18 protein-coding genes are annotated in these 21,871 nt (G+C 40.5%); 14 read left to right on the forward strand and 4 right to left on the reverse strand.

Annotated elements, in window-relative coordinates; translation table 11 throughout:
* Positions 1-8: 8 nt before the first annotated feature.
* Both I7804_RS08315 and I7804_RS08320 read left to right on the forward strand, forming a co-directional pair.
* Positions 9-482: a hypothetical protein gene (locus I7804_RS08315; protein ID WP_248405908.1), complete on the forward strand. Its 474-nt coding sequence runs from the start codon at positions 9-11 to the stop codon at positions 480-482.
* Positions 483-712: 230 nt separating this feature from the next.
* Positions 713-1,084, forward strand: coding sequence for a YccF domain-containing protein (locus I7804_RS08320; RefSeq protein ID WP_248405909.1), 372 nt, complete (start codon positions 713-715; stop codon positions 1,082-1,084).
* A gap of 93 nt (positions 1,085-1,177) precedes the next feature.
* Here the strand turns inward: I7804_RS08320 and I7804_RS08325 are convergent, their stop codons facing one another.
* Entirely contained in the window at positions 1,178-1,639 is a 462-nt protein-coding gene (locus I7804_RS08325; RefSeq protein ID WP_248405910.1) for a hypothetical protein, read from the reverse strand.
* A 226-nt stretch (positions 1,640-1,865) separates the two neighbouring features.
* A complete protein-coding gene (gene coaBC, locus I7804_RS08330; RefSeq protein WP_248405911.1) occupies positions 1,866-3,116 on the reverse strand; it encodes a bifunctional phosphopantothenoylcysteine decarboxylase/phosphopantothenate--cysteine ligase CoaBC in 1,251 nt (416 codons plus the stop codon).
* Between the two features lie 199 nt (positions 3,117-3,315).
* On the opposite strand from coaBC, the gene I7804_RS08335 reads away from it, so the two are divergent.
* A complete protein-coding gene (locus I7804_RS08335) occupies positions 3,316-4,083 on the forward strand; it encodes a type III pantothenate kinase (RefSeq protein ID WP_248405912.1) in 768 nt (255 codons plus the stop codon).
* 60 nt (positions 4,084-4,143) lie between these two features.
* On the opposite strand, the gene I7804_RS08340 is transcribed toward I7804_RS08335, so the two are convergent.
* Entirely contained in the window at positions 4,144-4,587 is a 444-nt protein-coding gene (locus I7804_RS08340) for a hypothetical protein (protein ID WP_248405913.1), read from the reverse strand.
* A 441-nt stretch (positions 4,588-5,028) separates the two neighbouring features.
* Between I7804_RS08340 and I7804_RS08345 the strand changes: the two genes are divergently transcribed.
* Together I7804_RS08345 and rsmH are read left to right on the forward strand one after the other, a co-directional pair.
* Positions 5,029-5,649, forward strand: coding sequence for a YunG family protein (locus tag I7804_RS08345; RefSeq protein WP_248405914.1), 621 nt, complete (start codon positions 5,029-5,031; stop codon positions 5,647-5,649).
* 27 nt (positions 5,650-5,676) lie between these two features.
* A complete protein-coding gene (gene rsmH, locus I7804_RS08350) occupies positions 5,677-6,723 on the forward strand; it encodes a 16S rRNA (cytosine(1402)-N(4))-methyltransferase RsmH (RefSeq protein WP_027215301.1) in 1,047 nt (348 codons plus the stop codon).
* Positions 6,724-6,819: 96 nt separating this feature from the next.
* Here rsmH and I7804_RS08355 read toward each other — a convergent pair whose 3' ends face one another.
* Positions 6,820-7,851 (reverse strand): LacI family DNA-binding transcriptional regulator, encoded by a 1,032-nt coding sequence (locus I7804_RS08355; RefSeq protein WP_192575444.1) that lies wholly within the window; start codon positions 7,849-7,851, stop codon positions 6,820-6,822.
* A 389-nt stretch (positions 7,852-8,240) separates the two neighbouring features.
* Between I7804_RS08355 and I7804_RS08360 the strand changes: the two genes are divergently transcribed.
* The 9 genes from I7804_RS08360 (at position 8,241) to I7804_RS08400 (ending at position 21,841) form a co-directional block, all read left to right on the forward strand.
* Positions 8,241-9,167, forward strand: a complete 927-nt coding sequence (locus I7804_RS08360) for an ABC transporter permease (RefSeq protein ID WP_022753366.1) — start codon at positions 8,241-8,243, stop codon at positions 9,165-9,167.
* A gap of 170 nt (positions 9,168-9,337) precedes the next feature.
* Positions 9,338-10,282: a carbohydrate ABC transporter permease gene (locus I7804_RS08365; protein WP_022753367.1), complete on the forward strand. Its 945-nt coding sequence runs from the start codon at positions 9,338-9,340 to the stop codon at positions 10,280-10,282.
* A gap of 85 nt (positions 10,283-10,367) precedes the next feature.
* Positions 10,368-12,059, forward strand: coding sequence for an extracellular solute-binding protein (locus I7804_RS08370; RefSeq protein WP_027215297.1), 1,692 nt, complete (start codon positions 10,368-10,370; stop codon positions 12,057-12,059).
* 118 nt (positions 12,060-12,177) lie between these two features.
* A complete protein-coding gene (locus I7804_RS08375; protein ID WP_248405915.1) occupies positions 12,178-14,013 on the forward strand; it encodes a DUF5011 domain-containing protein in 1,836 nt (611 codons plus the stop codon).
* Between the two features lie 257 nt (positions 14,014-14,270).
* On the forward strand, positions 14,271-15,821 hold the full coding sequence (locus tag I7804_RS08380) for a hypothetical protein (RefSeq protein ID WP_022753370.1): 1,551 nt from the start codon (positions 14,271-14,273) through the stop codon (positions 15,819-15,821).
* Between the two features lie 560 nt (positions 15,822-16,381).
* Positions 16,382-17,308: a DUF3737 family protein gene (locus I7804_RS08385; RefSeq protein WP_248405916.1), complete on the forward strand. Its 927-nt coding sequence runs from the start codon at positions 16,382-16,384 to the stop codon at positions 17,306-17,308.
* A 19-nt stretch (positions 17,309-17,327) separates the two neighbouring features.
* Positions 17,328-18,512, forward strand: a complete 1,185-nt coding sequence (locus I7804_RS08390; RefSeq protein WP_248405917.1) for a MalY/PatB family protein — start codon at positions 17,328-17,330, stop codon at positions 18,510-18,512.
* A 470-nt stretch (positions 18,513-18,982) separates the two neighbouring features.
* The gene (locus I7804_RS08395; RefSeq protein WP_248405918.1) at positions 18,983-20,431 is read left to right on the forward strand and encodes an NAD(P)/FAD-dependent oxidoreductase; all 1,449 of its coding nucleotides are present in this window, start codon (positions 18,983-18,985) and stop codon (positions 20,429-20,431) included.
* 132 nt (positions 20,432-20,563) lie between these two features.
* Entirely contained in the window at positions 20,564-21,841 is a 1,278-nt protein-coding gene (locus I7804_RS08400; RefSeq protein ID WP_248405919.1) for an NAD(P)/FAD-dependent oxidoreductase, read from the forward strand.
* Positions 21,842-21,871 lie beyond the last annotated feature (30 nt).

Below are 21,871 nucleotides of genomic sequence, written 5' to 3' on the forward strand. Positions count from 1 at the left end.
GGTTCATTATGAAAAAACAACACAAAGTTAAGAAAATACTACTTATAACGATTGGTATTATTGCGCTAGCGATCGTTATGACTAGCGGCATCGGATATTACCTGATGTGCAAAGCGGCGATTTCAAGGATTGAAAGCTTGAACATGCCGGATGGCATCACGGTTTACGGCCAGACCAAGGCTGAAGCGTCAGATATTTACTGGGTTCACATGAGAGCAGAAAAGGTCATTATCTGTGACGGTGGACCGGAATATGTGCAGAAATACTTAGAGGAAAACAATTCGGACCTGGCTCTTATGAATATTGATGTTGAATACTTCACAGGCATGACTGATATGTGTATGTATGATTTTGATGCGCTCTCTGATGAAGAACGCGACAGAATATTGGACGATGATAGCGATAGATATGTTCGAATCGTATATGAACATAAGTATTTTTGGTTGCCAGTTAGCTGGTATTATTTAGAACCGATTAGCTAACAAGGTTAGTGATAGAGTTGGTGAATTGTAAGAATCTATACCGAATTTATCATCTTAAATATTCAGGTGGTAAAACCAGATATCAGGAATTTAATGACGGTCAGGCTGTAGTAGACTATATTGAAAAACAGTTTATATATGAGTATTTGTAAAGCATATTTCTAAATTCAGAAAAAAGAAGTAGTATAAGATAATAATATGGTTGATATGATTGAAAGGATTATTTGAATATGAATCTCATCGGAAACTTAATTTGGATAATATGCGGTGGCTTATTTAGCGCTATAGGATGGTGGCTGGCAGGTATTCTTTGGTGTATCACAATAGTTGGAATTCCTGTCGGTCTGCAATGCTTTAAAATGTCATCATTATCACTAAATCCATTTGGAAAAGAAGTGATAGATGAGGGCGGAGCAGTATCTTGTCTATTAAACATTATCTGGTTCTTTGTATCTGGCTTGGAACTTGCTATTGGGAATTTTTTTATCGGATGCGTTCTTTGCGTTACGATTATTGGAATCCCTTTCGGCATGCAGTTTTTCAAGATCGCCAGATTAGCACTTTTTCCCTTTGGAGCGAGAATAGTGAAGACTACATATTAAGCAATAAAGGTGACGGGAATCGAACCCGTCACCTTAAAAAACGAATCTATTTGATTTCCTGAAATTATATTTCATCAAGGCAATTTTAAGCAGTTAGTGACTGATTTGTGCTTCCAACTCTTTAATCTTGGCTTGAAGATCTGCGATAGTTGAGTCTTTCTGAGAAATAGTGGCATCCTTCTGTGATAACTGAGCATCTTTCTGAGAAATAGTAGCATCCTTCTGTGATAACTGAGCATCTTTCTCAGATATAGTAGCATTAGCAGTATCAAGTTGATCCTGCAACTCGTCAATCATATAAATAACAGTGTTCTGATCAAGTTCTTGGAGTTCTTTCGAAAACATTTTCATTACCTCTTCAACATTGAGACACATATCATAAAGATCTTGATACATGGGCGTGAAAGAAGGATATTTCTCAATAAGCTTTCCAATGTAATTAATATCATCACATCCCAGAAATGTAAGCCATGCATCAAATTCATCATTTATACCTTCATTATGAAGTTTGTCCATGAAAATATCAATGGGAATGAAGATACAGTTCTCCAGCATATTAAGCGTTAATCCTGAGTTTATAGAAACTGGTACAATTAACTTTCTGAAAATATATCTTTAGATGAATGCTGACATATACAAGGGAAGGGTAATTATTCCATCTTCACTAATCCATCAGCATATGAAAAATTTTCAAGCTGAAAGCCACTCTTTACCATGACAAATTTGCCTTCATTAGATTTACTGTTTCCAAGGATAAAAAACTGATATTGACTGTTCTTGATTATTTTTTACACCTATCTAATATCGCATTTGCTGCATCAAATTTACTCATAAGAGGAAGATGATCAATACCATCTTTAGTTATAACAGTGATGACATTTGTATCTACACCAAAGCCTGCGCCTTCGACTTTGACATTGTTTGCACAGATAAGGTCGAGATTCTTTCTATCTAGCTTATCCTTGGCATGAGCTTCAAGATCTTCTGTTTCCATTGCAAATCCACAGAGAATCTGGTCGCTCTTTTTATGCTGACCTATCCATGAAAGAGTATCTTCGGTTCTTTCGAGGGTTAAGGTTATAGTATTATCTTTAGTTGATATACTATTAGTATTATTGCTGGAATTTATACTATCAGTATTATCTTTGAATATATCTTCCTTACGAATCTTATTGTCAGCGATTGTCTGAGGTCTATAGTCTGCTACAGCAGCAGTTGCTATTACTATATCTGCATCAGATGCTCTTTTGGTAGTCTGTTCGAAGAGTTCTTTAGCACTTGAGATACGGATGAGATTTATATGTGAAGGAGCCTGTATATTAACGGGGCCTGATACAAGAGAGACATCTGCGCCTCTAAGCATAGCAGCCTTAGCTAAGGCGTATCCCATTTTTCCGGTTGAATAGTTAGTTATGAAGCGGACAGGGTCAAGGGCTTCTCTTGTAGGACCTGCTGTTATCAGGACTTTTTTGCCGGACAGGTCTTTTTCAAAAGCGCAGTGATACAGGATCTCTTCAAGTATCAGCTCTTCCTTGGGGAAGCGGCCTTTGCCACTGTCTCCGCAAGCAAGGTAGCCTGATTCTGGTGTCATGATGGCAAAGCCGTGCTCCTTAAGATGTTCAAGATTCTCCTGAGTTATACTATTTTCATACATTCGGGTATTCATGGCAGGGACTATGAGTTTTGGACATGTTGATGCAAGAACTGTTGTAGTTAGCATGTCATCAGCTATTCCATGTGAGCACTTGGCGATAATATCTGCACTTGCAGGAGCTATGGCTATGATATCAGCTCTTTTTGCAAGTGATACGTGTTCTACTGAGAATTCAAAATTTCGGTCAAATGTGTCTGTGAGGCACTTATTGCCGGTTAAGGTTTCGAAGGTGATGGGATTTATAAAGTTGATAGCGTTCTTTGTCATTATGACATGAACATCTGCACCTTCTTTTTTGAGCATACTTGCAAGATTTGCAGCTTTGTAAGCGGCGATACTGCCTGTAACGCCCAGTACAACTGTTTTGTTTTCTAACATAGATTCTCCTATCGGTATTGTCCATATATATTTTTCCAAAAACTGAATTTATTAGAGCGCCAGAGATGACATCGCTTTTGGAAATATGGTACAATCCATTATTGTTATATAGTTACTATGATTTGGACTATTAAATGAGTAGCTATAAAATACGTAAGTATTCTAAACTATTTTTTTGCTCAATGGAAGTAAGATAGGTATGATTTTAGTTTTTGATATAGGTAATTCAAATATTACAATAGGCGCTTATGACAAAGATGAGCTTGCTTTCACAGCAAGACTCATTACAGATAGTGAACTGGATGCTGAGTCCTATGCAGATAAGATACAGGGGATTCTTTTTGCAAGACAAAAGACAGCTGAGGACATCGTTGGAGCTGCTGTATGCAGTGTAGTTCCTGCTGTGACAAGGACTATATCCATGGCAGTTGAGAAGTTGTCAGGAAGTAAGCCGCTTATAGTAGATTCAAGTACGGATTATGGTCTTAAGATCTGCATGGACAATCCAAGGAAAGTCGGAACTGACCTTCTGGTGGGAGCTTCCTGCGCTGCCTTCAAGTACGAGGCACCTCTTTGCGTTATAGATCTTGGGACTTTCACTACTTTGTGCTATGTAAGCAGTAACCTTGAGTATCAGGGGACTATCATAATCCCCGGAATAAGGACTACAGGAGATTCATATTCAAGAGGCGCTCAGCTCTTTGAGTTCGAGATTAAAAGTCCGGGGCAGCTCCTTGGAACTAATACAGAAGGCAGTATGCTATCAGGACTTATGCATGGGACTTCCGCTATGCTGGACGGACTTCTGGACAGAATAGAACAGGAGAAGGGAGAACTTAAGAGCATAGTAATAACGGGCGGATTTTCTGAGATGATAGAGCCTTTGTTACAGCATAAGGTTATCATCGATGAAGAGCTGTTATTAAGCGGTCTTCTAAGGCTTTATTATAGCAATATCTTTGGATGAGTGACTGCTTAAAGCTCTGCTTTGGTAATAATAGCGATCAGACATGTGACCTTGGCTATATTATAGACTGTCAGCCTGTTCGGATGACTGATTGTTTTTGGGACCCCAGGGCTTCTGGAGATCCTCGACAACAATATTCTCATCAACCTTGACGACAACCTGATACTCATCTTCGTAGACTATCTCTCCCGGATAATTAGTATATACAACGTAGTAGGGATGGTTATATCTTTCAAGAAGCCATAACATGGGATTGATCATCTTCATCATAAGCTCTGCATTCTCAACCTTGAAGTAGCAGATGACTTTCTCCTGGCGCTGGCACTGGGGAGGCCATGGAAGGACTTCTGCAAACCAGGAATCGATCTCCAGAAAGAGATCTATATCTTCCTGCTCCATGGTTTTGTCCTGAACCATCTGGTTGAGCATGCTGAAGATCCCTTTGCCGGTTTTAGTATTGGCGGCAAGTTCTTTGCCTTGAATCCTGACGTATTTAAATTTCATATGTTATCCCAGTATTTTGGCGCCTGTATATGGCAGCGACGATCATGGTGGATGTAACTTGTGACTTATATATGTGATGGTGTTTATAAAAACATGTACTTGAAAATATGTATACAATCGAAAAAACGATTGTATATTTTTATTTTACAGCATTATTTGATGGAAATGAATAAGTTATGGAAGTTATATACTGTCTGCCATTGTAAAGAATTTGGGGATGTCGGAACGTTCGAGTGGGAAGTTTTGTAAATAAGGCATCTATATCATTAGATATTTCCATGGTATTATAAGCTATAGCTTACTGACTTGGTGAAGAGATTTAAAATTCTGCCTTCTTATGCGAAGTTTTGAAGATTCGGCATGGCATAAGTGGGCAGTTTGGATTATAAAGTGCCGAGCTGGCAAGCGGATGTAGTGCAAGATATAAAGGAGTTTTTGATAATGAAAAGAGAGTTTAAATTCTACGGATGGGACAGCTGCGATGTCTCACCTGTTAATGAAGATTATGATGTTATAGCAGATCCTAAGGAGATGTATGTGATCCTGACTGAGATCTGGAGCAAGGATACCTGTGCACCGAGGCTTCGAGATGGATGGTCCAAGGAGAATATGACTCTGGGGCAGTGCTCTATAACAGCATTCCTGGTACAGGATGTGTTCGGAGGAGAAGTATACGGCATACCCAGAGAGGGCGGCAATTTCCACTGTTATAACGTTGTAGACGGTCATGTTTTTGATCTTACAAGTGAACAGTTTGGAGATGAAGTCCTTTCATATGAGGGCAATCCTGAGCAGCTTCGAGAGGATCATTTTGCAAGTGCTGAGAAGTATGAGCGTTATAAGCTTCTTAAAAGCGGATTTGATAAGCTTGTTCAAAAGCACAGACAGCTTAAACTTATCGACGGCGCTGCAAGAGGCGATGTAAATGCAGCTGCAGGACTGGCAAGGGGATACTTCGATGGAAGCTTTGGTGAAGTTAATAAGGCTAAAGCCAAGAAGTGGGCTTCATATGCAGCTAAGCATGGCAGTGTAGAGGCACAGGAGCTTCTGAGTAAGCTTTGATTTTTGGAGAATAGGAATAAAAATCGTATGGAAGAAAAACAGCACAAAAGAAGAGTCCACTATTCAGGCAAGTACCCCAAAAAGTTTGAAGAAAAGTACAAGGAGCACAATCCTGAAAAATACAAGGACACAGTTGAGCACGTTATAAGCAAGGGCTCAACTCCTGCAGGAATGCATATCTCTATAATGGTTAAAGAGATACTGGACTTTTTACAGATACAGCCTGGGCAGCAGGGGCTTGACTGCACATTGGGCTATGGCGGTCATACCCGCAAGATGTTAGAGCAGCTTCAGGGAAGTGGATGCATATACGGCCTTGACGTAGATCCTATTGAGTCCAAGAAGACTACGCAGAGGTTAAAAGATGCAGGATTTGGCGAGGATATTTTTAAGTTTAGACTCATTAATTTTGCCAATATAGATAAAGTCTGTGAAGAAGCCGGCAAGTTTGATTTTGTTCTTGCTGATCTTGGCGTATCCTCTATGCAGATAGACAATCCCGAAAGAGGCTTTTCATACAAGATCGACGGTCCTCTTGACCTTCGACTCGATCCTGAACACGGCCAGTCTGCAGCAGAAAGACTCCATAGCATCACTCAGGAAGAGTTTGAAGGTATGATGATAGAGAACTCAGATGAGCCTTATGCCAAGGAGATCGCGAGCAAGGTCTTTTCACTTATGAAAAAGGGGAATCCTATGGATACTACGACAGCTTTAAAGAATGCTATCGCTGATGCCCTTTGGAAAGTTGACAAAGATGAGAAAGAGCAGGCTATCAAGAAGAGCTGCGCAAGAGTATTTCAGGCACTTAGAATCGATGTTAACAGCGAATTCGAAGTTCTGTATGCGTTCCTTGAAAAGCTCCCCGGCATACTAAAACCCGGCGGCAGAGTAGCGATACTTACTTTCCACTCAGGAGAGGACAGACTTGTAAAGAAGTCCTTCAAAGCTTTGAAAAAAGAAGGAATATATTCTGAAGTTTCGGATGAAGTAATAAGACCATCTGCAGAAGAATGCAGAGTTAATCCAAGAAGTAAGTCAACCAAAATGAGATGGGCGATTAGAAGTGAATGAACCCATAGGGACGGAAAATGACCTCTGTGGTACGAAGCCAAGGAAACAGTTTAAGTTAAAAACTAAAACTGATCCCTTGGTAGTGTATGCCGGGGGTCATTTTCTGGTGCTGTTTCTGAACATGGGTGTGCATTCTACATGGGTCCAGCTGTAGGGAATGCCGGGATTGCCGATCCTTCTAAGGAGAACTTCTGCTGAGATGCGGCCTATCTCTACACTGGGGATCTGGACGGTTGTAAGTGCAGGCTCTACGATAGAGGCCTGAGGTGTTCCGTCGAATCCTGTTACCATTATGTCGCCCGGAATAGATAATCCCATCTTTTTAAGAGCATTCATTAGATGGGCTGCAAGGAAGTCATTTGCGCATACAAAGGCATCCGGCAGCTCTTTCATCTTATTAAGTCTTGATACGATCCAGTCTGTGTCTGCGTATGGAGATGCATCCGGATCTAAGATGCAGTAATCTTCGTTATAATCTATGCCGGCATCTATAAGGGCTGTCCGGTATCCTATCCATCTGTCATAGAAACTTCCGCAGTGTTCACAATCGCCGTAGAATCCAATCTTTCCGGCACCTTTACTTATAATATAGTTTACTATTTCTATGATTCCTGCGCGACTTTCCATAGCTACGAAGTCGCATCCCATGAGCTTTTTGAAAGCGTGTGTGGGACTGTCGAGCATTATCGTAGGGATTCCGAGCTTACATATATAATCAAGATAGTCTTGATCAAACATCTCTATTCCCACTATTCCGGCGGTCTGATCCGGGATGAAATGGGGCGGCAGCTCTTTTCGTTTAAGCTCTTCTGAAGATATCTCGAACATCTTAAGGTTATAACCTGCTCTGCATATCCTGTCTGTAAAAGTAGTAACAAAATATGTACCAAAATGGTATTCAGCAGGGAGCTTATTGGAAAGAAGTGCGATTACCTTTCCATGAGAAGACTGCTGGAAGACTTTTTCGCTGGGGATGGCTTTGTATCCGAGCTCCTCAGCTTTTTTTAATATATGATTACGTGTATTTGAAGGGACATTACCTCGTCCGTTGAAAACTTTGGATACTGTATTTCTGGATAATCCGCAGGCGTCTGCGATATCCTGCATAGTCACTTTATTGTTGGCCATGTTCATTACCTCATATTGATCTGATATTTACATATGATAATAGCGCATCAAGGCTTGTCTTAATGCATTCATCAGATATCTTTAAAATCTTAGCATATCAAAAAAGTCAAAACAAGTTTACAAATGTAAACAATTTACACACTGACGATTTACATCTACATACATCCTGTATTTTGGCGCTTTGAGCAGAATATTATTAATATTGTACAAAAAATGGATGCTTAATACAGTTACTATTGAATATTGACGATAAAAAATCGTGGATGTAAAATCATAATCATCAAATGTAAACAATGTAAATAATGTAAACATTGTAAACCAAAATATGTGGCGGTTATCTTTACATATTTATGTTATTGAACTGCCAGCATGTACCGGGGAGGATCTATATGAATAAAAAGCCTAGAAAGACGTTGGTGCGTGGGTTTAAGGATAATCTTCCTTATCTTCTTATGCTACTACCTGCCATTGTAACTGTTTTTCTTTTTAACTATCTGCCGATATATGGAGTTCTTATCGCTTTTCAGGACTTTATGCCCGGCGACAAGATTTTTTCAGACACAACCATATGGGTAGGATTTAGTAACTTTACAAGATTCTTTAGTGATGTTCAGTTCCTGCCGCTTATGAAAAACACTTTTTTATTGTGTATCTATGGTTTTATCATTGGTTTTCCACTTCCAATAATTGTTTCGCTTTCACTTAATGCACTTAGAAAAAAGAAAGCAGGCAAGATATTCCAGACCATTTTTACAGCGCCGCATTTTATATCTCTTGTAGTACTTGTTGGTATGCTGCAGCTCTTCTTCGGAAGATATGGACTGGTCAACAATATAGCGGCCGGTATGGGGCTTGAGAGATTCTCTTATTTCCTTGAAAACTCAGCTTTCAGACCTTTGTATATCTTGTCCAGTAACTGGCAGGATTTTGGATGGAGTGCAGTGATCTATATTGCAGCTTTATCTAACGTGGATCCGGGTCAGCACGAAGCTGCTATGATCGACGGTGCCAGCAGATTCCAGAGGATACTTCATGTTGATATTCCTGCGATCATGCCTATGATAAGCGTGATGCTGATCATGTCCATCGGCGGTCTTATGGGAGTTGGTTATGAGAAAGCTCTTCTAATGCAGACAGACGGTAACCTTGCCGTGAGCGAACTTATAGCAACTTATGTATATAAGAAGGGTCTTACAGGAGTTCCTGATCAGGCATATGCTACAGCAATCGGACTTTTTAACTCGGTTATCAATGTGGTACTTCTGATCATTGCCAATACGCTTTCGAAGCGTTTTTCTGAGAACTCTCTTTGGTGAAAATATATGTTTTCGCAACTTTGAATCAGAAATCCGCATTTACTGCGGATTTCGTAAGAAAGTGAATCGGTAGGTAAATAGGCTAGGCACCGAAGGTGTTCTCAATTGGCCTATTTACATGACTTTTGGAACGAAGTGACAAAAAGTCATATTTTATAAATGAGGTTAATATGGATAATTCTATCAGCAATACTTCTGCTTTAAATAAAGAGAAAGCTCTAAAAATAAGAAAAACATTCAAGAAGATATCGTTTGGAGATAGAGTATTCTATTTTTTCAATACTTTGTTTCTGACACTGCTTGCACTGATAATCCTGTATCCTGTTTATTTTATCATCATCGCATCTATATCAGATCCGGATGCAGTTTTGGGTGGTCAGGTTTATCTATATCCTGTCAAGATCACACTTGATGGATTTGAGAAGATACTTCACAGAAACGATATCTGGACAGGTTATCTGAATACTATCTGGTACACAGTGATCACTGTGGTGTTGTCACTTGCTGTAACGATTCCGGCAGGATGGGCTCTTAGCAGGAAGAAACTTCCGGGCAGGAAATTCTGGATGGTCTTTTTTATAATTCCCATGTTCTTCGGAGGTGGTCTTATTCCTTTTTACAATGTTATGAGCAGTCTCCATCTTATCAATTCACAGTGGGCTATCATACTTCCGGCTATCCTGTCTGTATGGAATCTGTTCATGACCAAGACTTTCTTCGAGTCTTCGATCCCTGAAGGATTATTGGAAGCGGCCAGAATTGATGGTGCGGGGAAGTTCAGGACTTTCTATTCTATAGTACTGCCACTTGCCAAACCTATCATTGCGGTTATGGCACTATACTACGCGGTAGGTCAGTGGAACAGCTACTTTAATGCGATGATCTTTTTGCAGGATGAGACCAAGTATCCGCTTCAGCTTGTACTTAAAGAGATACTGATCGCATCAGAAAGCACGGTAGGAGGCAGCGGAGAGACAATACTGCAGCAGTACAGACTTGCTAACCAGCTCAAATACGTATCGGTTATCGTATCAAGTATTCCGGTTCTGTGCTTATATCCTTTTGTTCAGAAATATTTTGCACAGGGTGTAATGCTTGGATCTCTTAAAGACTGAGTATCTTCAAGTGCTTGTCATGGAGGAATAATAAGAACACTATATTAGATCATGTATCTGTATAAATACCATTTGGAGGAAAAATATGAAAAGGTATAAAAAACTAAGCGCTCTGGTTCTTGCAGCGGTTATGACTTCGTCGCTTGCCGGTTGCGGATCAGGAGATAAGCAAAGTGCATCAGCATCTGACATAGATGCTCTTGTAAGTGAGTATGGATTTCAGTGGGAGGATCCTACAAAGCCTATAGTCAATGAAAAGGGTTCACAGGAGATAAGCTTCAATATCTATTCTTCTAAGAATGCTTCTGCACTTGATTATAACGACATGAAGATCATGCAGGATCTGTATGATCAGACCGGTGTCAAAGTAAACTGGGAGAATGTATCTGAATCTGTATATTCCCAGCAAAAGAGCCTTATCTTTGGCAACAGTGAGAATCGTCCTGATGCTATCTATCATGCAGGTATGGATTCAGGAGAGATAATCAAGTATGCAAAGCGTAAAGTTCTTTTGCCAATAAGTGATTATCTTGATTATATGCCCAATCTTAAAAAGCTTCTGGAAGAACGTCCTGATATCAAGAACCAGCTGCTAAATGTAGAGGATGGCAAGATCTATTCCCTTCCTCGTATTGAAGAGATGGGACTTTTAGAGTTCCCTAACCTTCTGTTTCTGAATGCTCAGTGGGCCAAAGATGCTATAAATGCCGGAGCAGTTACAGGTTTATCTGAAAGCGATGTCCAGGATGGACTTACTCTTACGGCTGATCAGATGGAGCAGATCCTTGCTTACTTCAGAGACAATGATATGAACGGCAATGGTAAGAGCGATGATGAACGACCTCTTAGCTTTGTATATAACAACTGGCAGGGCAATCAGTGTGATCTGTACGGAATGTTCGGCCTTAATGATAATCTTGAGCACAGAGTTGTTGTAGATGGCAAGGTGACATATACAGTTACTGATGACAGATTCAAGGAAGCTACCAACTATATTGCAAGCTGGGTAGACAATGGCCTTATCGACAAGGTTTCATTTGAGCAGAGCCAGGACAACTTCCTTGCAGGCGGCAAGGGCCTTGAAACATATGGCGCTTTCTACTGGTGGGAGAGTGAGACAGTAGTATCTAATCCTGAAGATTATATCGTATGCAGTCCTCTTATCGGACCAAACGGCGATCAGACAATCTGTGTATCTAATAACCCTGAGATTGGAACCGGTGAAGTTGTAGTATTTGCAGATTGTAAATATCCTGAGATCCTCCTTGCATACTTCGACCGCTACTATGATCCGCTTATATCCGCTCAGATCAACTATGGTCCTGTAGGCGTTGTATATGAAGAGGAACTTGATGATAGCGGAATGCTGGTTCAAAAGCCGCTTCCGGAGGGAGTTACAGCTGATGAACTTCGTCTTCAGAATGCGCCTCTTGGCATCATCAATCTTGGAGAGTATGCATGGAACAATGTTGTCAACATGGAGCCTAGAGCGAAGCTCCGCCTTGAGAGACTTGATCAGGTGGCAAGACCTTATGTAGATGCTAAGGTAACCCCATGTCCTAACCTTCAGTTCACTCTTGAAGAGCTCAATACTCTTGGCAATTACGAAAGCAACATGAATGACTATATAAGGACCAATCTCATCGCATGGCTTATGAAGGGCGGCGTGACAGACAGCGACTGGGAAGCTTTCCAGAATGACCTTAATGGCAAAGTTAAACTTCCTGAGATCCAGCAGGTATATCAGGATGCTTATGACAGATATATAAGTCAGTAAACCTGCAAGTATATCAAAACAAAATATAAAAGGTATTAGAGATTTTTTGTAGCAAAAATAAGTTCCTGTAAGTCTTATAGACAGCTAGGGACCAAATAATATAAAAGAGGGAATGAGAATGAGAAAAAAGTTTGTGGCAATGCTTATGACACTTACATGTACAGTATCAGTAGCTGCCTGTTCAAACGGCGCAGCATCAGGCGGTGATAATACTGCTCCTGTAATAGAGGGAGCTGCTGATGCTACAGTTATGGCCGGAACAGAGTTTGATGCTCTTAGCGGCATAACAGCATCTGATGATCAGGATGGTGATCTTAGCAGTGTGATCAAGGTAGAGGCAACTCCTTCACTTGATTTTAAGAACGATAAGGCAACACCTGAGAACGCAGGATCTTATGAGCTTGTATATTCTGTAACAGATAAGGGAGGTCTTACTACTGAAAGCTATGCAACTCTTACTGTTACCAAGATGACTGGGGACGAGGAAGTTTATAAAGAATTTGATTTTAGTAAGGCCGGAGAAGTAGATAATAAAGGCTGGGAAGTTAAGATCGGGGACAATGCCAAGGCAACAGGACAGCTCAAGCAGGGCGCATATGTTTTTGATATAGAAAATCCCGGAGAGTCTGATGGAGAAGTTGCTCTTTCCAAATCAGGATTTGAAGTCAAAAAAGCTGACTATACTGTAAAAGTCTGGGCTAAGTCAACAAAGCCAACATATGCACATATCATTGCAAGAGATGAAAGCGCAGCAGACTGGGCTACTTTTGGCGGATCTTATAACGTTCAGATCACAGAAGAGGTAGCACCTTACGAACTTACTTTTTCTTCAGATAAAGAGGGTAAGTGCGAGCTCATGATCAATATGGGCAAGATCACACCTAACCCTGATAATGCAGAAGATACAACACCTGAAGACTTCACTGTAACTATTGATAAGATCGAGATCTACGAAAGCGTTGGCGAAGAGGAGCTTGTAGCTTCATATACAGCAGAGCCTTCTAAAGACAATCTTGTTGTAGAAGCAGGCGACAGCGCAGAAGCTGCAGTGACATTTGAAGATGGCAGTGCCAAGACTGATATTACAGCTTATCCATCTGCTGACGGCGGAGTATGGAGCATTAAGACAGACATCGCAATAGGCGATGTTAAGATCGAGAATGGAAAGAAGTACTATTACAGATTCAATGTTAATGCTGCTAACGGACAGACTGGTGAAGTTCTGGTAGAGAGCAGGGAAAAAGGCTTTGAGTGCAGAGCTAATTTTAACACGCTGGATGCACCTGCCGGCGAGGAGATAACAGTTGAGGGCGTATTTACGGCAGAAGCTGACGTGGAGGATCCTGTTATCCGCCTTCAGATCGGTAACGCTCCTGAAGGAGTAACTGATAACGAGATCGTTATAAGCAGCATCGAATTTGGAACAGTAGAAGGCGATAAGGAAGTTACTAAGACAATCGACTCTTTCATGGCATTTGGAAGAAATAGTGCCAACGCAGATAATACAGATCTTCCATGGGAGACCTTCAATGGAACTGATGAAGATAATGACAAGGGAGTTGGCGTTATCTGGGCAGAAGACGGAAACTTCTTCTACCGCATTGATAATGGAGGCACAGTAGACTGGCACAACAAGCTTATCTGCGGTTATACAGGCAATCCTCTCACTCTTGAATCAGATGCTTACTATACGATCGAGATAACAGTTAAGGCGCAAAAGCCTGTATCTTGCGGAGTATTCCTCAATCCTATGGGAGATTGGGATCCCAGAATCTCAGAAGGAATGGATATCACAACTGAGTATCAGACCTTCAGATTTACTACTACAGATACGTTCATCACAGATATGGATTTCGAGCTTCTGTTCCAGTTTGGTTCTGAGGACACAGCAGCTATGGGAGAAAATACTATAGAGTTTTCTAACATTACTATCTATAAGATGAGCGCTATGTAAGATAATGCAGATAATGGAAGATAGTAAAAGTTAGGGGATTTATATAAAGTGAGCAGACAGGCCGGGCGGTACAAAATGCTTTGGCCTGTTTGACTTATATATGTAATGTGAATGATTGATGCCTACGGGATCATTAAAGATTAAGACCAAAACACTTGCTATAAAATTAGTGTTTTGGCGTTGGTAAAAAACATACGAATTAGATACAGATTATCAGACTTTCTAATGATATGTCTGTACATGAGGATTTTTATTTTATGAAAAATAAGTTATTAGGAATTGCCAGGATCATGAGCATTCTATGCGTCTTTACTGCGGGATGCAGTATTGGGCAGGAGCCTTTCCAAAAAAATTTAGAATATGATGATGAAGGGGAACCTTTTGTGGAAAATACAAATGATAAAGATTTCTCGGAACTTACAACTCCCGGAAGTATGGAAAAAGCATATGAATACAAAAACTTTTTTCTCCCGGGATTATGTGGTACAAATCAGCCATATGTAGGTGACTGTATGGCATATTATGAAGACGGAACATATTATATCTATTATCTCAAAGATGGTGGAGATTCATATAATCACTCGGTATTCCTGACCAAGACAACAGACTTTGTAACTTATGAAGAAGTGGAAGGCCCTGTGCTTGAAGCTGACAAAGCAGGCGGTCAGGATGCATGGATAGGAACAGGATCTGTTGTGAAAATAGGTGATGAATATCTATTCTTCTACACAGGACACGGATCTCATCCTACCTGTGAATATGCAGAGACTATCAAGGTTGCAAGAGGAACTAGTCCTACAGAGTTTGAAAAGGACGAAACTTTCGAGATCATACCTCCTGATGAACTTGGACAAAAGAATGATTTTAGGGATCCGCAGGCATATTATGATGAAGAAACAGGTAATATAGTGCTTACAGTTACTGCATCTAAGGATAATGTTGCAAGGATCCTTAAGTACACGCTAAGCTCTGATCTTAAAGAAGTGACTTATGATGGAGTTATCTTCGATGATCCTACTAAAGAGTTCTGGAATCTTGAGTGTTCTGATACTTTTAAAATAGGAGACAAGTATTACATCACATATTCAGCACAGGATGATACTCTCTGGTATGCAGTATCAGATACGCCTTACGGCCCTTATGAGAATGCTGCAAGAATTGATGGCAAGCTCTTCTATGCAGCCAAGCACGTAGAGGGCCCTGATGGAATGTATATGGTAGCATGGGCCAGAAGAAGTGATTCACCTTCTGACATCATGGGTGTAACAGCCTGGGCAGGGAACCTTATAGTCATGAAGATCTGTCAAAATGAGGATGGAAGTCTGTATCTTGCACCTGTTGACAAGATCGTGGAGCAGTACAAGGATAGAAGAAAGCCTCTTATGGCACAGGATGATGTGAACATAACAGCGGGCTCCAGATATTACTACGAAGAGTATTTTAACTGCTATGAAAGCTTTATGCTGACCGGTAAGTTCACATATTCCGGTAATGGAAGTTTTGGACTAGCCTTTGATTATAATGGCAATAGTGATAATTATAAGATGATAAGCATAGATACAAGGACTCAGCTTCTTGATCTTAATTTTAATGAAGGTACGACAGATATCACTTCTACAAGCGTATCACTTAAAGAAGGCGAGACATACTCTTTTACCTATATTCAGGAAGGATCTGTGGGCGTCTTCTATATAGATGGTCAGGCATCACTTACAGTAAGGCTCTACGGAGTGTCCGGCAAGAGCATCAGACTCTTTGCAGAAGACTGCACTGTTGATTATACGGATCTTAGAGAGTATACGAGGTGATGATCGAAAATAGTAGGGCAACTGATATTGCCTAATGGATAAGCTTCTCACATGAGAGTTAACTTCATGTGGGAAGCTTTTTAATTATGGTAAGATGTACTGCCAAAAAGAGTAAACGAAGAAAAGAAACGAAGAAAAGAAGCAGTAAGCCGGAGGTAAATAGAACTGCCAAAAACAAAGAAAACAGAACAGTTGGCAGTTATTCAAAAAGTAAAAATAAAAATCCCAAAAGAATTTAGAAAAAAATAAGAAGTGTACGATATATTTATTGATATACTATAGATTAAAGTAAGTAGCTAATAACACCTTCAAGATACAAAAATGCATAATACACTGCCTAAAAGGGGCGTATGGGCAGTAATATGCATATTTCAAAGCACAATAAATCGGTCATTTATACACTGCTTTCATCGGCTAAAGGTGCAAAAGAGCAAAAAATAATTGAAATCAGGGCAAAAATGGTATAATATTTAATTGTATGCAATATAAAATATATATTTTTATATATAAGAATTATTAGCGTGATATTAGTTTGATAGGTATATGTAGGAGGTTTAGTGGTGTCCGATTCTAAGAGATTTAATCCTGTAAATAGATCAGGTGAAGAGATACATGAAGAGCAGTTGTCAGGTGAGAGAGCACTCTATAGAGGGCGTGATCTTAAGATATATGATACAGTTTTTCATGATGGAGAGTCTCCGCTTAAGGAGAGCAGGAATATAGAGCTGTATGGCTGTGAGTTCCAATGGAAATATCCTGTATGGTATGCGGACAATGTATATGTCAAGGACTGCGTATGGCAGGAAATGGGCAGATCAGGAGTCTGGTATACAAATAATATGACAATTGAAGACAGTCTTATTGGTGCTCCAAAGAATTTCAGACGATGTAAGAATTTAAAGATCAGAAATTCCTCTATCCCTAATGCACAGGAGACATTGTGGATGTGCGATGGAGTGGAGCTATCCAATGTTACAGCAAGAGGCGACTATTTTGGAATGAATTCTGATAATATCAAAGTAGATCACCTGGAGCTTTTTGGCAATTATGCCTTTGATGGTTCTAAAAATGTTGAAGTCAGAAATTCAAGGCTTGTGACCAAGGACTGCTTCTGGAACTGCGAGAATGTAACTGTATACGATTCATATATATCAGGAGAATATCTTGCTTGGAATACCAAGAATCTTACTTTTATAAACTGTACTATAGAATCTAACCAGGGACTTTGCTATATAAATAATCTTAAGATGATCAACTGCAAGCTTGTAAATACCAGACTTGCGTTTGAATATGCATATGACGTGGATGCTGAGGTTATAAACAGAGTAGATGGAATCTTAAATCCCGGATCAGGCAGTATAAAGGCAAGAGAGATAGCAGAGCTCATAATTGAACCTGATAACTGCGATATCAGTAAGACCAATATTATGATCAAGGATAGTCAGAGCGGAGAATTCAGAAGTCTGCAAACAGAAAATAAAGAATAACACAATTGGAGCATCAAATATGGGAAAATATAATTTTGACAAAGTAATTGACAGAAAATCATCCTGGGCGATCAAGTGGGACATCAAAGACGGTGAACTTCCCATGTGGGTTGCCGACATGGATTTTGAGACAGCACCTGAAGTCAAAGAAGCACTGGTAGAAAGACTTGGAGTTGGTGCATATGGATATACCTATATTCCTGACGAGTGGTATGATGCTTATATTTCCTGGTGGAAAAGGCGTCATCATCTTAAGATCAACAAGGATGAACTTATATTCTCTACAGGTGTTATCCCGACTCTATCAAGCTCAGTCAGAAAACTTACAACTCCTAATGAGAATGTTGTGATCATGACTCCTGTTTATAATGTCTTCTATAACTGCATTGTTAATAACGGTGCCAGAGCCCTTGAATCAAGACTTGTTATGAAGGATGGAAGATGGGAGATCGATTTTGAAGATCTGGAGCAGAAGCTTTCGGATCCTCAGACTACGCTTCTTATATTATGTAATCCTCACAATCCTGTGGGCCGCATCTGGTCAAAAGAAGAGCTTATCAAGATAGGAGAACTTTGTTATAAGCACCGCGTAACTGTTATATCTGATGAGATTCACTGCGACATCACAGATCCAGACAAGGAGTATGTACCTTTTGCAGCAGCATCTGATATCTGCAGGGATATAAGTATTACTGCTCTGGCGCCTTCCAAGTCTTTCAACATGGCAGGTATGGCTACAAGTGCAGCTTTTGTTCCTAATGAGTTTTTGAGACATAAGGTATGGAGACAGATCAATACAGATGAGTGCGGAGAACCGTCATTTCTTGCAGTGACTGCTGCGATAGCTGCTTTTACCAAAGGTGAAGAATGGCTCGATGAACTCAACGAGTATGTATATGGTAATAAATGCTATTGTGAGGAATTTATTACTAATAATATACCAGGGGTTAAAATACTTCATTCAGAGGCAACTTATCTTATCTGGGTTGATTGCAGTGATATCACTAAAGGAAAAGATGATCTGGCCCGCTTTATCAGAGAAAAGACAGGACTGTTTATAACAAGAGGCGGTCAATATGGACCTGGCGGCGAGGGATTCCTTCGTATAAACCTTGCATGCCCCAGAAGCATTGTAGTTGATGGCATGGACAGGTTAAAAAAGGGAATTGAACTGTATAAAGAAGCTCATGAAGACAAGGAATAGTTAACGAATAATACTATAGACGAGATATACTAAAGACAAGAGTTATTAAAGCGAAGAAAACCGGAACTAATATTAGTTTCTGGCTTGAGGATCAGCTGATCCAGCTGATCTTGTCTTAAGGAAACGCTTGCACTAAAAGCGGTTTCATGTTACTATTTATATAGTTAATTGAAGATTTGATCGGCAAACGAAGAGACGAGAGAAAAGGGTGTCGGTGCAGTTAGAGTTAAGGATATAACTTAGCTTTAAGCTTATTGGATTTATTCCGATGGGGTTATTTGCACGCGCTTTTTTCTATCGTCTCTTTTTGCATCTATTCCTTCTTATGTGCATTTATTTTTTTATGAGCATTTATTCTTTCTTGTGAGCATTTATTTTCTCTTATGCGCATAGTAAGGATAGAGATTGCAAAGGTTGTTTCGAAAGTTTACAAAGCCGGTAGTAGAGAGTCTTTTAAAGGAGAAAAATCTATGAACACAGATGTAGTAATCATTGGGGGCGGTGTTGTTGGATGCTCCATAGCAAGGCAGTTGTCAGCTTATGATCTAAAGACAGTGCTTTTGGAAAAAGAAGAAGATGTATGTTCCGGTACGTCCAAGGCTAATAGTGCTATAGTGCATGCAGGTTTTGATGCGGAGCCGGGTTCTGTTAAGGCAAGGTTCAATGTCCTTGGCAGCAGGATGATGGAAGAGCTGTCAAGAGAGCTTGACTTTCCTTATAAGAAAAATGGGTCTATGGTTTTGTGCTTTGACAAAGGCGATATGCCTAAACTTAATGAGTTGTATGACAGGGGTATCAAGAATGGAGTAGAGGGCCTTGAGATAATAACAGGCGATCAGGCAAGGGAGCTTGAACCCAATGTATCGGATGAAGTTGTTGCAGCTCTACTGGCAAGAACCGGTGCTATTGTGTGCCCTTTTAATCTTACTATAGCTCTTGCAGAGAATGCCTGTGATAACGGCGTGGAATTTCGATTTAACACAGAAGTTCAGAATATAAGAAAGATTGATGGCGGTTATAGTATAAGGACTGACAATGGAGAGATAACCACCAAATATGTGGTTAATGCTGCAGGAGTCTATGCAGATAAGATCCACAATATGGTCTCTGATAAGAAGATCCACATAACTCCTCGTAAGGGCGATTACAAGCTCATGGACAAGGAAGTAGGAACATATGTATCTCATACTATATTCCAGCTTCCGGGAAAATACGGTAAGGGAGTCCTTGTAACACCTACTGTTCATGGCAATCTTCTTGCAGGGCCTACTGCTGTGGATGTTGATAACAAAGAGCTTACCTCAACATCAGCTGCAGAACTTGATGATCTGACAAGTAAAGCTATGATCAGTGTTAAGAATGTTCCATTCCGCCAGACGATAACATCTTTTTCCGGACTTCGTGCTCATGAAGACGGTGACGACTTCATAATCGGTGAATGCGAGGATGCAGAAGGCTTCTATGACGCAGCTGGAATCGAGTCTCCGGGACTTAGCAGCGCGCCTGCTATAGGCGTATATCTTGCAGATGAGATTGCCAAAAAGGCTGGAGCCTTAAAGAAAGATAACTTTATTGCAACAAGGAAAGGAATACCTCATGTAGCTGAGATGTCTTTTGATGAAAGGGCAGCTCTTATAAAGGAAGATCCTTCGTATGGAACTATCATCTGCCGCTGTGAGGGTATCTCTGAAGGCGAGATTAGAAACTCTATAAGGAGAACACTTGGAGCAAGATCAATGGATGGTGTAAAGCGCCGCACAAGAGCCGGAATGGGCAGATGCCAGGCTGGTTTTTGCACGCCTCGTACCATGGAGATAATCGCAGAAGAACTCGGTATTCCGGTTACGCAGGTTTGTAAGAACAGAAGAGGTTCTGAGCTTATAGTGGGTGATCCAAGGGATGAAGTTGGAAGGAATTAGATCTTTTAAGATCTGATAATATTTCTGGATTGCTGTTTGGTCTTAGAAAAAGAGAATTGTGTTTAATACAGGTAATTAGATGTCAAAAGGGGCTTTTGATACCTGCCTCATTATATAGATGAAAGGACTATTATGAATAGTACTATTAAAAATACAACAGATCTTGTGATCATAGGAGGCGGCCCGGCAGGGCTTGCTGCAGCGCTTTCTGCCAGGAAAGAAGGCGTAGAAGATATACTGATACTTGAGCGTGACCATATTCTAGGAGGGATCCTGAATCAGTGCATTCACAATGGATTTGGTCTTCATACATTCAAGGAGGAGCTGACAGGCCCTGAATATGCAGGACGTTTTATAGAGCGTGTTGTTAATGAGAAGATCGCATATAAACTTAATACTATGGTCATAGATATCAGTAAAGATAAGGAAGTTACTTATATCAACAAAGAAGATGGTCTTACTACTATCAAGGCTAAGGCGATAGTGCTGGCTATGGGATGCAGGGAACGCCCGAGAGGAGCTCTTAATATCCCGGGATTCAGACCGGCGGGTATCTATACTGCCGGAACTGCGCAGCGTCTTATGAATATTGAAGGCCATATGGTGGGGCGAAAGGTTGTGATCTTGGGTTCCGGTGATATAGGTCTTATCATGGCTCGCCGTATGACTTTGGAAGGAGCTAAGGTTGAGGTTGTGGCAGAACTTATGCCGTATTCGGGAGGCCTTAAGAGGAATATAGTGCAGTGCCTTGATGACTATGGTATTCCGCTTAAACTGAGCCATACTGTTGTTGATATTGAAGGAAAAGACCATGTGACAGGCATTACGATAGCTCAGGTTGATGATAACAGAAAACCTATCCCGGGAACAGAGCAGCATTATGAAGCAGATACACTTCTATTATCATGTGGACTTCTTCCTGAGAATGAACTTACGAGGGGCATTGGAGCTTCGATGTGTCCTGTGACCAGTGGGCCTAATGTAAGTGATAAGCTCGAGACAAGCATTGACGGGATCTTTGCCTGTGGCAATGTCCTTCATGTGCATGATCTTGTGGATTATGTTTCGGAAGAGGCTTCACTTGCCGGCAAGAATGCAGCTTCTTACATAAATGGTGGTAAGAGTGAAGGCGGCAAGGTCATAACTCTGATCGCTGATGGCGGCGTCCGTTATACAGTTCCTCAAAGTCTTGATATTGTTAACATGAATGACAAGGTGGTTGTGAGATTCAGAGTTGGGGATGTATACAAGAATCGCAGCATCTGCGTATATTATGGCGATGAGAAGGTTCAGAATATCAAAAAGAGAGTCATGGCTCCCGGAGAGATGGAGCAGGTGATCCTTACCAAGAGCTCTTTTGACAATTATAAAAATATTGAATCAATACGCATATGCACACAAGAAAACTGATATATAAAGGCGTGATGGCAATAAGCATAA

It is taken from the genome of Butyrivibrio fibrisolvens, assembly GCF_023206215.1.
Lineage (GTDB): Bacteria > Bacillota > Clostridia > Lachnospirales > Lachnospiraceae > Butyrivibrio > Butyrivibrio fibrisolvens_C.

Excerpts from the sequence above, each read along its gene's own strand:
- I7804_RS08325 (WP_248405910.1), bottom strand. The coding sequence starts at position 1,639 with ATGCTGGAGAACTGTATCTTCATTCCCATTGATATTTTCATGGACAAA.
- I7804_RS08320 (WP_248405909.1), top strand. The coding sequence starts at position 713 with ATGAATCTCATCGGAAACTTAATTTGGATAATATGCGGTGGCTTATTT.
- rsmH (WP_027215301.1), top strand. The coding sequence starts at position 5,677 with ATGGAAGAAAAACAGCACAAAAGAAGAGTCCACTATTCAGGCAAGTAC.
- I7804_RS08370 (WP_027215297.1), top strand. The coding sequence starts at position 10,368 with ATGAAAAGGTATAAAAAACTAAGCGCTCTGGTTCTTGCAGCGGTTATG.
- I7804_RS08395 (WP_248405918.1), top strand. The coding sequence starts at position 18,983 with ATGAACACAGATGTAGTAATCATTGGGGGCGGTGTTGTTGGATGCTCC.
- I7804_RS08345 (WP_248405914.1), top strand. The coding sequence starts at position 5,029 with ATGAAAAGAGAGTTTAAATTCTACGGATGGGACAGCTGCGATGTCTCA.
- I7804_RS08335 (WP_248405912.1), top strand. The coding sequence starts at position 3,316 with ATGATTTTAGTTTTTGATATAGGTAATTCAAATATTACAATAGGCGCT.
- I7804_RS08340 (WP_248405913.1), bottom strand. The coding sequence starts at position 4,587 with ATGAAATTTAAATACGTCAGGATTCAAGGCAAAGAACTTGCCGCCAAT.
- I7804_RS08390 (WP_248405917.1), top strand. The coding sequence starts at position 17,328 with ATGGGAAAATATAATTTTGACAAAGTAATTGACAGAAAATCATCCTGG.
- I7804_RS08365 (WP_022753367.1), top strand. The coding sequence starts at position 9,338 with ATGGATAATTCTATCAGCAATACTTCTGCTTTAAATAAAGAGAAAGCT.
- I7804_RS08380 (WP_022753370.1), top strand. The coding sequence starts at position 14,271 with ATGAAAAATAAGTTATTAGGAATTGCCAGGATCATGAGCATTCTATGC.
- I7804_RS08355 (WP_192575444.1), bottom strand. The coding sequence starts at position 7,851 with ATGGCCAACAATAAAGTGACTATGCAGGATATCGCAGACGCCTGCGGA.
- I7804_RS08400 (WP_248405919.1), top strand. The coding sequence starts at position 20,564 with ATGAATAGTACTATTAAAAATACAACAGATCTTGTGATCATAGGAGGC.
- coaBC (WP_248405911.1), bottom strand. The coding sequence starts at position 3,116 with ATGTTAGAAAACAAAACAGTTGTACTGGGCGTTACAGGCAGTATCGCC.
- I7804_RS08315 (WP_248405908.1), top strand. The coding sequence starts at position 9 with ATGAAAAAACAACACAAAGTTAAGAAAATACTACTTATAACGATTGGT.
- I7804_RS08360 (WP_022753366.1), top strand. The coding sequence starts at position 8,241 with ATGAATAAAAAGCCTAGAAAGACGTTGGTGCGTGGGTTTAAGGATAAT.
- I7804_RS08375 (WP_248405915.1), top strand. The coding sequence starts at position 12,178 with ATGAGAAAAAAGTTTGTGGCAATGCTTATGACACTTACATGTACAGTA.